This is a genomic window from Endozoicomonas sp. ALB115 (assembly GCF_049310245.1).
Taxonomy (GTDB): domain Bacteria; phylum Pseudomonadota; class Gammaproteobacteria; order Pseudomonadales; family Endozoicomonadaceae; genus Endozoicomonas.
Map to the genome: position 1 here is coordinate 136,361 of NZ_JBLYZG010000004.1, position 14,803 is coordinate 151,163.

The window sequence follows — 14,803 nt, forward strand, 5'->3', positions numbered from 1 at the left end:
TGTACATAATCCCTGTACAGAATGACAACAGAGTTATTCTGAGTTAATGATCAATAATTTTTAAAACAGCCTCTTAATATCTACCGTAAGAGGGACTATCACTAAGCACCTCCCTGAATACTTTAATCGCTTTTTTTGCTGCTCAATCGCATACAACTGCGTAGCAAAGGAGTGCATACCCTGTTTGAGTGGGTGTTTTGAACGATTCAGACTACGGAAGGAAAAACGGCCAAAACATTTACAATAAGCAGATGAAACCATCATCTCCCCATCGGGTCTGAACAGTTGGTTAAAGTTATTCAACGTTCAGGCTAAATAATGCAGTCGGTACTTGCATCGTCGTATTTCCCCCTAAACACTCCCGTTAATACAGACTCACCCCGGCAGCTTCTTAACACAGCAGATATCCGTGAATGTCCGGACTTCAACAACACCCCTATTCACCACCGTCAAACACGACCGGTTCAGCTCGATAAGATCAGCTATTGCTCCGACTCATCCCGGAACGGCCTGGAGTCTTCAAACAGAGAAACACCGTCGTTAAAAAGGAAGGGGGCAGAAAAAACGGCCACAACAGATACTGACACCCGCTCTGGCGACAGCACCTGTACACTGGATAGTTGCCATTGTGAGGCTGAAGACATCAGCCCCCAGAACAGGCCAGTCAAAGAACACACGACGGAGGCTCCAACTGCACAAGCTGACCCGGCTATCGGTGAACAAGACAACGTCAAAGCACCAATAGAAGCAGAAAGCTCTTACTGGCATTCTACGGCGCAGTATATTCTGTCAGGCATAAAAAAACTCGCCAATGCCGTCCTGCCAACACCTTCAGAGGCCCTGGATCATATCAATCTTGATATGCCATGCTTCAGTGAAGAATATGAAGAGGATCAAGACATTGAGTTGCCCATAGATGTCGATGCCATCGACAGTGATCTGAATAGCAGGGGGCAACCCGTTAGCAAAGCGCAAGCCAAAAGTGTTCAACCCGAAAAAGAGTGCTCAAGCACAACCTATGAGTCGGAAGAAAGCGACAGTAAAACGGCAGACGCTTCCCACAAAAAAGATAGCGTCGTCCATAGGACACATCACAGATCAGCAGAACTGCAGGAAATCTACCAACAGTCACTGCCCGTCGTAAAACTCTCACCACACATCTATGGCAATCCCAGCAACATTGCCATTGATGGGGAAGATGACCAGCCTGAACTGATGATTGCTCTCTATCCACACGGCATTTTACAGGCCCTGCTTATTTTATTCCCTGGAACCGCCCTTGAGATTCTGAAAAGTCGGCTTGCGAAGCTGGGCAGCACCCCAATAGAGACCTTTGAACAACTCCAGAAATCCCGGATGCAAAACCGTACCGGGTTCAGGGACGCCCTGGCGAAAAATCTGGCAATCCTGAGAGAAAACCTCAACGACCTTGAATGTGATCAGCACAATGTCAGGTGCCAGCTCGCGATATTGAAGAATCTGAGAAAATTTGAGCGTGAATACCATGTGTACTGCCTGGAAGCAAAAATGGACGCCGACTTCCTGGTACAAAAAGGAAGGCTATCGTCAAAGCAGTTAGCCACCGCCATTGACAACGTCGAGGGTAATCAACTTAAAGACCCAAAACCCCTTAAGCCCACTACCTGGCTGAGACCGCTGGGCTACCAGTGCAAAGAGCGTGAAATCATCTTAAGGGGGGCTATGTGGAGTCTGGCAAACTATCATCTGCAAAAATCCGCTCAAATCGTTCTTAACGAGCTTATACAGCTCGCACCAGTCAAAGTACCCGTTTCCGGAACAGACACCTGCAAAAGGAGAACAGTTAATCACTACATCAGGGAACAACCTGAAACCATACTAAAAGTGTTGACTTATCTGGTTTGCCTGAACGTAAAACGGTATCGCGGCATAAGGCATATAAAGGCGGCTAAACTTGCCCTGGCGACTGATCAGCAAGGGTGTACAGCAGAGAGTGTTCAGGCTTTATTCAGTCGCCTGACCAGGCAGGATCTTATGCCAGAAATAGCGACGCAACTGGACAACGAGATCGGCTGGCTCCACGCCAAACGCCTTGAGCATGAGCTTAAATCACCTCCAGCTGAAGCCAGTCTGCCCAGCTTGATGGATCAACGACAACATATCCTTATTCTTCGATTACTGAACCCGGCAAAAAACCAGTCGCCCCCCGAAAAAAAACCAGGCCGCCTTGCCAATATAGAACAACAGGTTTCTGCCCAGTTAATTCACCATTTTCTGAGCAACCAATCACGGCCAAACCAACCGGGCCTGTTTCCACACTGGTTTTTCCTCAAGCCCCCCGCTGCGAATCGTATACGCTCCGTACTGGCACAAAAAAGCAATACCCCCGAGCAGTCTTTTTACCTGGCCACATTACAATTCATTGATGCAATGAACCGATGTGAACAGGATGACAGCTACGACAGTTGCCTGCACTGGATGCAGTGCTACTACGATATGACCTATGCTCAACAGCAGCTTCTGATTCACCTGATCGACCAGGATGCGCCTGACGGCATACTGCCCTGTGAACATTTCGAGCAGAATATTGATGTGCTCTGGCAATTGGCAAGATCCAGAAAAAGCGTGGGCCTGCGGCCACTGAACCCTGACTCCTATGCATACTATCTCAGCTACCTGAATTTTATCCGCAAGGAAGAAGAAAGCATTGAAGACAGCATTGCCGAGCTGTATCGCAAGCGGTATTTAAAATTACTGAATTATGATCCTTATCAAGAATTTAAAACGCTCTTTGGCGATGTGTTTAACTGGGGGTCGCAAGCCAGCAGGACCATCTGCCAGAAAGCCGGCGAACTGATGGAGGGACTAAACGCATCAGGCTTGCCCAATGCACTGGGCTTTCTTTATAAAGAAGGCAAAGGGCTGATATCGTCACTGTTCTCTGCCGACAATCCAATCCACGCCTTAATAACCGACACTCTGGGTACAATACTGAAAGTAGCCCAACAAAACCCAAAGTTTTTTCGGGTAATGTGGGGTGATTTTGCACTCCTGATGCCTCAGCTGAAAAGCCTGCTTGGGCAGGACACATCGGTAACAGGCCTGCTTGAAAGCATTGAGATCTGCATGCGCGGTCATGCTCTGGCTTCACTGTTTTCTGGCGACAAACCACAGCCACTGGATGTTGACCCACTGGAAAATCCGCAAGTGGCTACGGTGATCAAACGGTTCCAGCTGCTTCGGGACATGATTACCGCGTTTCATACCGGACTGCCAGTGATCGAAATATTTTTAAGCAACAGTCTGGATACCCTGATCAACAAGGCTAAAAAAGTCGCACAGAATGTATTATCCACCTATCTTGCCAGACACTGTCTCAGCCAGATGAAGCCGGCGATTTTCCGTTTGTTGAATAACCTGCGCTGTGCCCGGGATTTAATGCCCAGCCTGACCCTGGGGCTGACCTCTGACTGCCTCGCCGCCATGGCCCCGGAGACAACCGTCAGACTTGCCCATCATATTGGCCGACGCACCAGTGTCGTTGGTAATGTTTTGGGTTTTGTTCTGGATCCGCTGGTTATGCGCTTTGATAAATACCAGGAGAAAATCAACAACGCCAAAGCCAACCCAGCCAGTATTGCAGCTCGCAGTGAGTTAGCAGCAGAGCGGAAAAAGGTGGCAGGCATTCTCGGCGTGTCGTCAGTGGTTACCACTGCCGCCATTTTGTTGGTTAATGTCTTTAACATTGTTCTTCTACTGAGTAGCCCCTGGCTAACAACAGCCTGTATCGGGATCATTACCTTTTTTGGCAGCAGCTGCTTTGTCGCCCGACGCTATAATGGGTTGGATGAAGTCTGGACATCACTGTCTGAAACCATTTCAGAACAGATGAAACGAACCTTTGCCAAAGACAGTCCAAAGGCCATTGAGGCAAGACAGCAAGCCCATCAGATCAATAAAGATACCCGGGCAAAGATGTCAGAAGTCAGAGATCAGGCACTGAGTGGGTGGCAGGACTGGCAACAAAACCAGCTTCTCAGAGAGTTAAGCAAGTATTGGCACCAGCTGCATTATAAAGAAGAGATGCTTCAACGTATCAAGTCAACGGTTCGGGAAAAGTGTCAGTCCGATGTTGCAAGAGACGCACAACACATCCTCCATTTTGTCCGGGCAAAAGCACTGGTGGAAAATGCTCTCAGGGACCCGGATGATATATCAGCCAATCCGGATCACCTTGCTGATTTCAACCAACAGTTAGCCCGTCTGTATTTCCCACCACTGGATGCAGCACTGTTTCCCTACCAGCTAATAAACCTTGAACAGGAAATCAATGCATTTTTAGAGCATTCCTGCGGGACTGACTGCCCCGGAGAAAATATCAAGGCAATTATGGATACCGTTGAAAACTATCATATTGATCTTCACAAAGGAGAGTACCTGTTTAAACTGCTGCATATGCGACAACTTCAGTCTTTATCACTGGGGGCAGACAAGGCTGACGATCAACCATTTCATCAGAAGCCGCATCACTGCAGCGAAACAACCATGGCGCACTTGCCAGATCATCTGACAGCAACAGTCATAATGGCAAAGTCCCGGCAAAAGTGTGAACAACAGCAACTGAAAAAGGAGGAACAGATCCGGGAAGCAAGAATGAAAATGGTCACCCGGCGGGCGTTACATGACTGCCTTAAAGGTGAAACAAACTATTCAGCCAGCAGCATACCCGACTTGAGCCAAGACCCACTATTCAAAACTCACCTTGAGCTGCAAATCAGAGAACTTGAAAAAGCCAGCCTGCCCTGGTCAATTGACTATACACTGCCATCGACTCGAACCAGCGACTCACCGCCTGCAGGATGCACTTATAAAGCCCTGGAAGCAGGCAAAGACCTCCTGACCTCATAAGTTGCCCGATACCCACTGATTCAAACAGGCCGCTCTTTGTATCGGGCAATCCAGTACATGGTTTCAATGAGTTTGACGTGTACAATCTCCGTTCACCCTGAGCGGTATCCGGCAATCCAGTACATGGTTTCAATGAGTTTGATGTTTACAATCTCCGTTCACCCTGAGCGGAGTCGAAGGGTGCTTGGCACGATCTATCAGAGTCCGGAGTTTCCGCCTTTAGGCCCTATGGGTCCTTCGACAGGCTCAGGACGAACCGAGTGCGGAGGCACGACAACCCATCAAACTCATTGAAACCCTTTAATAGTTGACTATGACGCATTGATTGCGATGGTCAGGAATTGTCTTTTAACAAGTTACCGATTTCCGTTCACCCTGAGTGCTGAGCTTGTCGAAGTATCGAAGTTCGGTGGCACCACCCTTCGATACTTCGACAAGCTCAGCACTCAGTCCGAACGGAGTCAGGCAATGAAAATAGGGAGGTATTTCCAGACAACTCCTTAAACGCTCACAGACGGAGGCTCTGCCCGCCCAGCCGCCTTGCGTTCAGCCGCTATGCATGCTGCCGCCGTAAAGACGACATCGGTAGAACTGTTCAACGCCGTTTCCAGAGAATCCTGAATCACGCCAATAATAAAACCGACAGCAACAACCTGCATGGCAATATCATTAGAGATACCAAACAGGCTACAGGCCAGCGGGATCAGCAATAAGGAACCACCGGCCACACCGGAAGCGCCACAGGCAGAAACAGCAGCCACGATGCTGAGCATCAAAGCGGTTGGCAGGTCAATGGAAATACCCAGTGTATGAACCGCTGCCAGCGTCATTACGGTGATGGTAATGGCGGCACCTGCCATATTGATGGTAGCCCCGAGGGGGATGGACACTGAGTAGGTATCTTCGTGGAGATCCAGGCTTTTACACAGCTGCATATTCACCGGAATATTGGCTGCCGAGCTGCGGGTAAAGAAGGCCGTCACACCACTTTCCCGGATACAGCGCAGCACCAGGGGGAAAGGATTCTGACGAATCTTCAGGTAAACGATCAACGGGTTAACAATAAACCCGATCATCAACATGCTGCTGATCAGAACCGCCAGTAACTTGCTGTAACCGGCCAGCACCCCAAAACCGGTCTGGGCAATGGTATTGGCAACCAACCCGAAAATACCGATGGGAGCCAACTGGATGACAAAGCGTACAATGGCAGAAACCGCCATGGACAGGTCATGCACCATAACCCGCGTAGACTCACTGCCATGACGCAATGCCAGGCCCAAACCGATGGCCCAGGCAAGAATACCAATAAAGTTGCCTGTCAGCAGAGCCTCAACAGGGTTCTGCACGACCTGGAACAGCAGTGTATGGAGAACCTCCATAATACCTTCCGGAGGCAGGGCTGCACCGCTATTGGTCACCAGCGTCAAGGTCACCGGGAAAAGAAAACTCATGGATACCGCGACAAAAGAAGCCGCCAGTGTGCCAAGAATATAGAGGAAAACAATCGGCCGCATGTTTGTGTGCTGCCCCTGTTTCTGGTTGGCAATGGAAGATGCCACCAGTACAAATACCAGCACAGGGGCTACCGCTTTCAAGGCCCCGACAAACAGGGAGCCCAGAAAAGAGATGGCCACCGCAGTTTCCGGCGAAACAACCGCCAGACCAGCACCCAGGGCAATACCGATAATAATCCTGAGAACCAGGCTGGTGTTAGCCATTCGGTCATATAATGATTGCGCTTGACTCATGATTTACCCGCTGTACTACGTTCAAGTTTTTATCAGTCAACAATTTATAACATCTGCCTCACGAAATTCCCGCGCATAAGAGTATTACCGGCCTGCGGGAATTACGTGAAAATAGTATCACAGTACAGAGGATAAACTTCAGATTTAATTTTTTGCATCAATTATGTCAATCGCATCTATCCTGTTGCCTACCGAAACAGACACCGGAGCATGGAAATGAGACAGATTCTAGTCCCGAAAACTATCTTTGAGCTGCAACCCGTCAAGGACTGTCACGGAAAAACCAAGCTGGAAGAAAAACCAAAAGTCGTCTGGGGCATAAGAAACATTGTGGTGATACCACCAGCAGAGCTCCTGTCTCTGCTATTTCGCGGCAGATATTGATAGTTCGCTGTTCCTGTAATCTCCCGTCAATAAAATACCTCTGAAAAACAACAAGTCCTGCTCAAGCCCCATGGCTTAAACCAGCTGACTCAGCTGATCTTTGACATTCTCTGCTGTCGGGCGCTTTTGCGGGTCTGCCCGGGTGCACTGATCTATCAGACGAATCAGTGGTGCCAGCATATTTTGATCGTCTTCAGCCAACGAAATACTTATCGGACCGGACGGCATATTCAGCGCCAACAGGCTCTTGTTATTGGCCAGGAAGCCCGTAGTCCGGTCCACAGCATGCTCCAATTTTGCACAATCGTACAACTCACTGGTTTTCATATAGTCAAATAGTGATAACTGCAAACCTTCATCCGCTTTAAACCGCTCCCCCTCGCCGAAAGTGGCACAAACGATAACCGCCAGCATTACACCAAAAGACCAGATATCGCCCTCCCGGGTAGCGGAAGTATATTGCCAGGGGGCAAACGGTTGTTCAGGATTATCAAAAACGCCGGGAAAGCGCAGTTCTGGCGGTTGCCAGGCATTGTTGTAAAAAATGAACCGTTTGCTGCCCAGTGTATCTGGCCCCGGTACCACATCCACCCTACTGAAACGCTCCGGCAGGCCCGGACCCAGCCAGCCTGAAAACTCCCGAAGCCCTTCCAGACGGATATCTCCGTGGGCCACTCCCCGTTCGTGCAGGTTTGCCAGGGTATCCACTACCTGGCTCAGACCATGGATAACATCACCGAGAACAGCGCCTTTCGACAAACATTGCTCAATGTAAGGCTCTGCCAGACTTTCCAACAGCGGCCACTGCCCGGTTACCGAGGAAGCAATCCCGGCGTCAGCCAGCCTGGGCAACCCCTTTAATCCCCATTGATAAATATGATGCTGCCGGGCGGTGGTGGAGACCATCTCCAGCAATTGATCGATTGACTCATCCAGCCTTTCTGCATCCGGTATTGCCGGGACAGACGGAAAAGAAGGGCTCCGCTGATGGGGCTTGCCAGCTTCATTAAGCAGTTTAACGTTCTGGTCATTGAGCAACATTAACGTCCCCACTGGCTGGCCTTCGCCATCCGCCCCCCTGACCGATACCTGCCCCGCCCAGGCAAACCAGGAATATCGTTGTGGTTCAATGGTGATGGCTCTGCCAAAGCTGCTGATATTCAGGGAGTTCAGCAGCGTAACCTGCCAGCGCTCGTCGGAATCCATATCATTCCTGCTCGCTTTCCTGAAAACCTCGTAGGTTTCCCACTCAGGTCTCTGTTCAAGCAGTTTGATCTCTAAATGTTCGACAGGATGGACACTACGATATTTGAATGCACTGCCAACTTCACCACTTTTATCCGGCACGATCGCATGAAATTGCAGCGCAGAAGCATTCTCAACAACTGGCAGGGACATCAATGAACTCCTTTATGGCATTTTTATTGTCAGGCAATTAAAGATAGCTCAATCGGATATAAACAGTGATGCCATTGTTAAGAAACTGCGGTGATCAGAATTGCCTCATGGCTTTAGACAGACAAGGAACCTCATCAATTAAATGGGTTATGAAGTTCCAGGGTATTCAGGAAGCTGTTGCCCCGGACAGGGGAATTGGTGGATAAGATAAGCTATCTTGCTGACTGCGGCTGAAGTTATGTCCCAATAAGTCAATGATGAAAAATAACATGCAGGGATTACGTAATAACCAGTCAGTTATAGTTCATCACTCATACCTGTTTTGGAGGTGTAGACAGGCTTCAATACCATTTTGGCGACCCCTGATTTCATGGGGACAAAAGTATTTAAATTATTTCTCTGGAGGCGAACGGTATCCAGCATGTCGTCTGCATTCATCCTGTCCAGGGCATGATAAAAATCGTCACTTTCGGTTGAAGTGCGGTTATTGAGAATACCAAGTGCACTCTGGATATGACCTATTTCAGGATGGAAGGCACCGGCGAGTTGCAATCCAATCTTTACAATCCTGCTGACGATTTTACCAATAAGTCTAAAGGGTATTTCTGAGTCATTTTCCATCAGAGTCAGTTGTACAGAGTCTGCATCCAACCAGATGATCAGCTCAGTATTGCCCACATTGACACCTTTTTTTTTCGCCCAGGGAATTTCAATCGTATCTTCACGAATCGGTTGGTCGCTATTGTAGTAAGTGAGGTGCATATAGATTTCAGGCGTGCTGAAAAAATGCTTGACGACTTTTTTCAGGTCCAGTTCCAGAAGAAAGGCACGCTCAGGCAGGCGTTTCGTATTATCGGTCGTGGGGTCGACGATGGGTTTTGTATGAATAACTGGAGTACTGAGTCGGGCAGGGCGATGAACCAGCAGGATGATATCTTTGTCCAGATCATCGACGTTCTTCACAGTGAAATCGCAGTGTTTACCCTGGCAGGATGAAGAACTGGCTATTTTCACTTTGCGGGGCTGATCCTGCTCCTTTGGTAACAGGAAACCAATGTAGGGGCTATCGGTTTCTTTGACCTTGCGATAACGAAGCTTCATCAGAGAGCCTTTGCTTCGTTTACCAAAGTGAAAACAATCCGCGACTCTCTCCAGCTCTTCAATTTGCTCGGTAAAGTCATCCAGAACGGTTTCAGGTATTTCTGGATAATGTTCTCGAACGGTTCCAGGCAGGCTACGCAGGGTAAGATCACCCACTTCATCTAACTGCGAGGGATTAGTGGCCAGTTTGCGAATCTGATCCAGGTGCTCCGACGGCTTCAGGGTTTCGATAAAGCTCTTTTTCAACTCCATGAAGGCTTGTTCCTTTTTTTCAAAACTCATGGCTGCAATACCCGAGCATTCTTCGGCAAATGCAGAGGGAAGAGTGAAACACAAAAGTAAGGTAACGGTCAGGGGAATAGACGCATTCATAATGAACCTGAAGAGCAAATAAGAAACAAACGTGCAACTTAATGAAGGAGAAAAGAAGATCAGATCCAAAGTTATCTAGATGAGGCTGCCTAATCTGTCAAGGCCCGCTGTGGAATATAGCCCGAATATTTTATAAATAAGAGCAGTTTTCGCTCAATCACCGATAAGTAGTTGGCCAAATGGAATCGTATATTTCTGGCTAAGTGGGCAGTTGCTATGCAAGGCGCAACGTAGGGAGCATAGCCGTAGCTATGTGACCGGAGTTGCAACGCCGCAGAGTGACTGACAACTTAGTCAGAAATATATGATTTCATTTGGTTAACTACTTATGATTGGGTCGACCAAAAGAAAGCTTGGGAAGAAGCAAACCGGAACCTGCTATGGTGAGCTGGAGTCAAGCATTGAGAGCAACGCCCTTGAAATGCAGTGAAGAGGAGATTTACCTGAAGTGATGTGGTTGCAGACATGTCTGATCCTTCAGAGATTTTGAAAAACGCCACTTATTAGGCAATGGACCAACAATCTTCACTCTTACCATCAATCAAGACAGTTTGATAAATATTGCCAATAAATTACCCTGACTTTAGGGGTTGCTGCATCGTCACTATTTGCTGCGGTGTTTTGGTTTGTATGCCACCGGGTAAACCCATGGAAGCCGTTGGCTGATAGCTCGGGTATTTCTGTTCATTCAAAGCACCTGTTCCACGATCCGGACGGTTCAACGATTAGCAACAAACAATTCTCAGCCAGGTTTAAGGACTGCATGAGCCGCTGTGTTGCTTCCGGAAAAATCACGGCAGAGGAACGGTTCACCTTTCACCAGTTGAAAGCCAAAGGTGCCTCCGATCACGAAGACAACCACTCAGGCCACAAGACGAAAAAAGGGAAGAAAATCTACATCAATAAAACGCCGAAAGTGAAGGGGTCACGGTAAGCGACGATTATTATTTAAACAGTTGTTTTGTTCTCAATTTTTGTTCTCATTTGAGCTTGTAAAAATAAATCTTTATCTGTTATTCCCACAAGCCCTTGATTTTAGTGGCGCTCCCAGGAGGATTCGAACCTCCGACCTGCCCCTTAGGAGGGGGCTGCGCTATCCAGCTGTGCCATGGGAGCATGCGTTATCGGACTGATACCAAGGCATACACCTTCACAAACGCGTTTGAAGCGTACTTCATTCACAGTGGATGATCAAGCCTTGGCAGGATAAAGGATTTCTAACTGACGTAAATTGACTCAGGGGCTGTCTTTCTCGGGAAACACGATTTCAAGCTGTTGTTCAAAGGCAAGCATTTTTTCGGCGAGACGCTCGCTGTCAACCATCAACGTCCCATCAAGGTATGCCTGGCGCAGGCGGCTGACACGATCTTCTGTAGCATTGATAACAAAACTTAGTTTCTTCTCGGAGCCTTCCAAATTCGTACTTGACTCTCGATGCTCTTTATCCATGTTCACTCCTTGAACGTTGAGAAATTTTTTTCACTGGCAAGTCGGACATACTGTCACCTCCAGTTCAGGCTGTCTACCCATGATGCCTATTATTTTAGTATACAAGTTTCATACCAATTGAGGTGTGTAATGACTCCGGATACCTCGTTAAACACAACAGTGAACTGATAGCGAGGTTATCAATGGGAACGCAGGTAATCACCAATGGAATACTATGAGCCTGTTGGAGGATAGACTGCACTGCTATTGTGCAGTAATAGCGAATTGATCAATGAGAGAGCAAAGCAAAAGTCTGACAATAATCTACACGACCATTTTCAGCAGAAGATACCTTGCTTGACAACAAGGCTCTTCTGAAACTCAGTTTTAAAGCGTCTCTTGCTTAAACAGCCGATTAACAAGCCATCGCTTTCAGCGCATCGCAAGAGCCAGACACCATCAATTTTCCTCCTTTTTTCCTTCTTCTTGCGTGTTTTCGATGACTTCGTCAGGTTCCGCACCTTCATCCGCGCCCTGAGTCTCACCTTCAGTTTCCGGAGAATCATTTTTCTCCGGTTCGGGTTGCTCTGCAGCAGCTTCCGGAGCCTCTGAGCCATCATCTATCTGAGCAGACTGGAGCTTGTCTGTCATTGATTTAAGCTGTTCCTTTTCATCAGACTCTTTCGGAGTTACTCCTGCCTCTGCTGCACTCTCTTCAGAGCCCGTTTCTTCTGCATCACCTGCCCCCTTGTCACTCATTTGAGCGTCGGCTTTGGTTTCCTTAACGGTTTTATCACTTATTGAATCACCTACAGCCCCTCCTTCTTTTCCTGGTGCTTTGTCTGGCATTTCATTCTTCGTATCCCCTGAGGCCACTGTTACAGTATCCGTTCCAGCTATATTGGAAGAAACGGTTATTGCCGCACCATTTGAACCCGGCGAATTTGCAGAGGTTGTCAATGGCTGGGTGGTGGCTGGTAAAGATGACAAGCTGTCCATAAATAAAAACCTCTTTTTTCTTTAGTAGACACCTACCATAGACTTTGACTACCTCTAATTGGTTTCAATGTTTTTTAGAGTATTTTTCTCATAATTTGTCAGACATTATTGCTATGATTTTTAACAGGGAATGTAGCTTGCAAGCCATCATCAATAGATATAGATCGATTGACGTTTGAATTCTGCGAACGTGATGAAATTTATTGGCAGGTTGTTGTATAAAAGATGAAGGTATACGCAGTGACAGATAACAGGATTCTCAACGTTTAAGTAGCTGGCCATATGGAATCGAATATTTCTGGCTACTTGGGCTGGTACTATGCGAGGCACAACGGAGGGAGCATAGCCGTAGCTATGTGACCGGAGTTGTAACGAAGCAGAGTGCCAGCACAAGGAGTCAGAAATATATGATTTCATATGGTTAGCTACTTATGGTGGCAGCCCCATCCATGGATACCGCCTTAAACCATTCAATCTAAGTTCTTCGGGAAAAACCATAGATTCGCCATGCCGGCAGGCAGGCCACCAGAAAACCCAGTAAAAACAGCGACAACAACCAAAGCAGTTGTTCAAAAGGCAGTGCGATGCTGCTCACAACAGGAATCCAGCCCCCCAGGAACAGAGTCGATACTTTATAGAGAACAACACCAGAACAAAGAGCAAACAGGATTTGCAGCATCGGTTCTGCCAATGTCAGGACTGCCAGCTGCCACGGGCTTACCCCTACCATTCGTAGCAGTTCGACTTCCTGTTTTCGCTCGGCAAAACCGGCAGAAAGATTAAAATACATCATCATCAAAGAGAGCAATCCGATGATAAAACTCATGGCCATAAACACATTATTGAGCATTCGCTGATAGTGCCCAAGCTTTTCCAGTTCTAACGCAGGAATCACTACTTCAAGTGGTGTATTGAAGGTTGACTTCAGTTCTTTCTGCACCTTAAAGAGGGTGTGGTGATGGCGCAATTTTATCAAAATGAAATTAAGATGATCAGTTTTTATGCCATGGGCTTTTCGGATTTTTCGCAGCCCTTCAATAGGAATTAAAATATTACTGTCCAGTGAGGTTCCGGTTTCCATTAAAACCCCCTGAATAATAAATGGCGTTTGATACTCATCTTTTGATGAGGGTGAAAAGCCATTGGCTATCTTCAGGGTTTCTCCGGGCTGATAGTCTCCCGCCAGTCTGGCACCAATAAATGCCGAACGATGATTTCTGAACTCCGTGCCTGATCCATTGCCAATAAAATTAAGGGCTTTCAGCTGCAGCGTTTCCATATAACGTGCAGTACTGCCAGTCACTGTATATCCAAGATGGCTTTCGTTGGTAGACACCGGCGCAGCCCACTCCACATCCTTCAGTTCAGCAATGGTTTCATAGAGATCCCAGGATATTACCGGAGGAGGAGGGCCAATGCGAAAAAGGCTGTAAAGGACAAGATGTGCTGGCTGTGAAGGCGCTCCGACAATCAGGTCTGCACCTGAAGACACCTGTCGGGCATAGGATCGTACAGCTTCATGAATATGGCTGATCACCAGAAGAAGCGCAATGCTGAAAGCAAGAGCCAGAATCGAAATGGTTGTGCGTCCGGCTCTCTGACCAAGGCTTCTGCGCATAATCTTCATAATGACCATCGGTTTTCACGCTCCCTTGCCTGGTTCAAGGTATCCATGTTCACATACCGGTCAAAACCATCAATGCCGTTTTCATCATGGGTGGTACAGATCAGTGTGGCTCCACTTGCACGACACTCATCCTGTAACAGCTGGTAAACGGCTTTCTTCCCCTTGCAATCCATAGCCGAAGCCGGTTCATCCGCCAACACCATTTCAGGCTTGCCGATCAGCGCACGGGCAATGGCAAAGCGTTGCTGTTGACCGGCGCTGTATTGCGCAGCATTTTTTGATAGCCGTGACGGGTCTGTTAAGCTGAGCTTGCGAATCAGACGAATGGCATCCTTGGCGGCCGTTTCAGATTTCCTTTCTGCTTCAGACCGCCTTTTCGCCGAGAAATAGCAGGGCAACAAAATGTTATCGAATGCACTTAGATATGGCACCAGCCGATAATGCTGGAAAATAAATCCGATAGAGTCGGCACGGAGTCTTTCCAGAGAGGAGGTGCCAATTTTTCTCATATCATTGCCCAGAACCATCAGGTCACCACTGTTAAAGCGAACAAGCCCCATCAGGGCTCTTAACAGGGTGGTTTTGCCAGAGCCATTCCTGCCTTGAAGGCACACCGTTTCACCAGCATCAATAACCAACTCCGGAATTCGCAAAACTTCAGTTTCACCAATACTCTGCTCAAGGTCATGAATGGCAACGGCCTGGACATTTGTCATCTTAATATTTCCGCCTTGATAAAGACCCGCAGTCAGGATAAACAACGATCCTGGTTTTCATGGTCATGGTTATCGGTCGTCTGCCAATAAAGATAAGCACCTGTAATGGGCTTCATAATCTGATCATGGAAAACAACAGG

10 protein-coding genes and 1 tRNA gene are annotated in these 14,803 nt (G+C 47.8%); 3 read left to right on the top strand and 8 right to left on the bottom strand.

Annotation, left to right across the window (positions count from 1 at the left end; all coding sequences use genetic code 11):
* The first annotated feature begins 318 nt into the window (after positions 1–318).
* On the top strand, positions 319–4,887 hold the full coding sequence (locus ACO6VE_RS03390) for a hypothetical protein (protein WP_422459698.1): 4,569 nt from the start codon (positions 319–321) through the stop codon (positions 4,885–4,887).
* A 500-nt stretch (positions 4,888–5,387) separates the two neighbouring features.
* On the opposite strand, the gene sstT is transcribed toward ACO6VE_RS03390, so the two are convergent.
* Positions 5,388–6,638, bottom strand: coding sequence for a serine/threonine transporter SstT (gene sstT, locus ACO6VE_RS03395; protein ID WP_422445798.1), 1,251 nt, complete (start codon positions 6,636–6,638; stop codon positions 5,388–5,390).
* A 216-nt stretch (positions 6,639–6,854) separates the two neighbouring features.
* Here sstT and ACO6VE_RS03400 point away from each other — a divergent pair, with 216 nt between their 5' ends.
* Positions 6,855–7,022 (top strand): hypothetical protein, encoded by a 168-nt coding sequence (locus ACO6VE_RS03400; RefSeq protein ID WP_422459700.1) that lies wholly within the window; start codon positions 6,855–6,857, stop codon positions 7,020–7,022.
* A gap of 75 nt (positions 7,023–7,097) precedes the next feature.
* Here the strand turns inward: ACO6VE_RS03400 and ACO6VE_RS03405 are convergent, their stop codons facing one another.
* Together ACO6VE_RS03405 and ACO6VE_RS03410 are read right to left on the bottom strand one after the other, a co-directional pair.
* On the bottom strand, positions 7,098–8,420 hold the full coding sequence (locus ACO6VE_RS03405; protein WP_422459702.1) for a hypothetical protein: 1,323 nt from the start codon (positions 8,418–8,420) through the stop codon (positions 7,098–7,100).
* Positions 8,421–8,717: 297 nt separating this feature from the next.
* On the bottom strand, positions 8,718–9,893 hold the full coding sequence (locus ACO6VE_RS03410) for a hypothetical protein (protein ID WP_422459703.1): 1,176 nt from the start codon (positions 9,891–9,893) through the stop codon (positions 8,718–8,720).
* A gap of 658 nt (positions 9,894–10,551) precedes the next feature.
* Between ACO6VE_RS03410 and ACO6VE_RS03415 the strand changes: the two genes are divergently transcribed.
* The gene (locus tag ACO6VE_RS03415; protein WP_422445804.1) at positions 10,552–10,827 is read left to right on the top strand and encodes a hypothetical protein; all 276 of its coding nucleotides are present in this window, start codon (positions 10,552–10,554) and stop codon (positions 10,825–10,827) included.
* A gap of 105 nt (positions 10,828–10,932) precedes the next feature.
* On the opposite strand, the gene ACO6VE_RS03420 is transcribed toward ACO6VE_RS03415, so the two are convergent.
* The 5 genes from ACO6VE_RS03420 to ACO6VE_RS03440 form a co-directional block, all read right to left on the bottom strand.
* Positions 10,933–11,009: transfer RNA gene (locus ACO6VE_RS03420), tRNA-Arg, on the bottom strand.
* A gap of 120 nt (positions 11,010–11,129) precedes the next feature.
* Positions 11,130–11,342 carry a flagellar biosynthesis anti-sigma factor FlgM gene (locus ACO6VE_RS03425; protein ID WP_422445806.1) on the bottom strand — a complete coding sequence of 71 codons (213 nt, stop codon included), beginning with the start codon at positions 11,340–11,342 and terminating at the stop codon, positions 11,130–11,132.
* 438 nt (positions 11,343–11,780) lie between these two features.
* A complete protein-coding gene (locus tag ACO6VE_RS03430; protein WP_422445808.1) occupies positions 11,781–12,320 on the bottom strand; it encodes a hypothetical protein in 540 nt (179 codons plus the stop codon).
* A 475-nt stretch (positions 12,321–12,795) separates the two neighbouring features.
* Positions 12,796–13,947, bottom strand: a complete 1,152-nt coding sequence (locus ACO6VE_RS03435) for an ABC transporter permease (RefSeq protein ID WP_422459705.1) — start codon at positions 13,945–13,947, stop codon at positions 12,796–12,798.
* Positions 13,944–14,663: an ATP-binding cassette domain-containing protein gene (locus tag ACO6VE_RS03440; RefSeq protein ID WP_422459707.1), complete on the bottom strand. Its 720-nt coding sequence runs from the start codon at positions 14,661–14,663 to the stop codon at positions 13,944–13,946. Before ACO6VE_RS03440 ends, ACO6VE_RS03435 begins: the two co-directional genes overlap by 4 nt.
* Between the last annotated feature and the right edge of the window lie 140 nt (positions 14,664–14,803).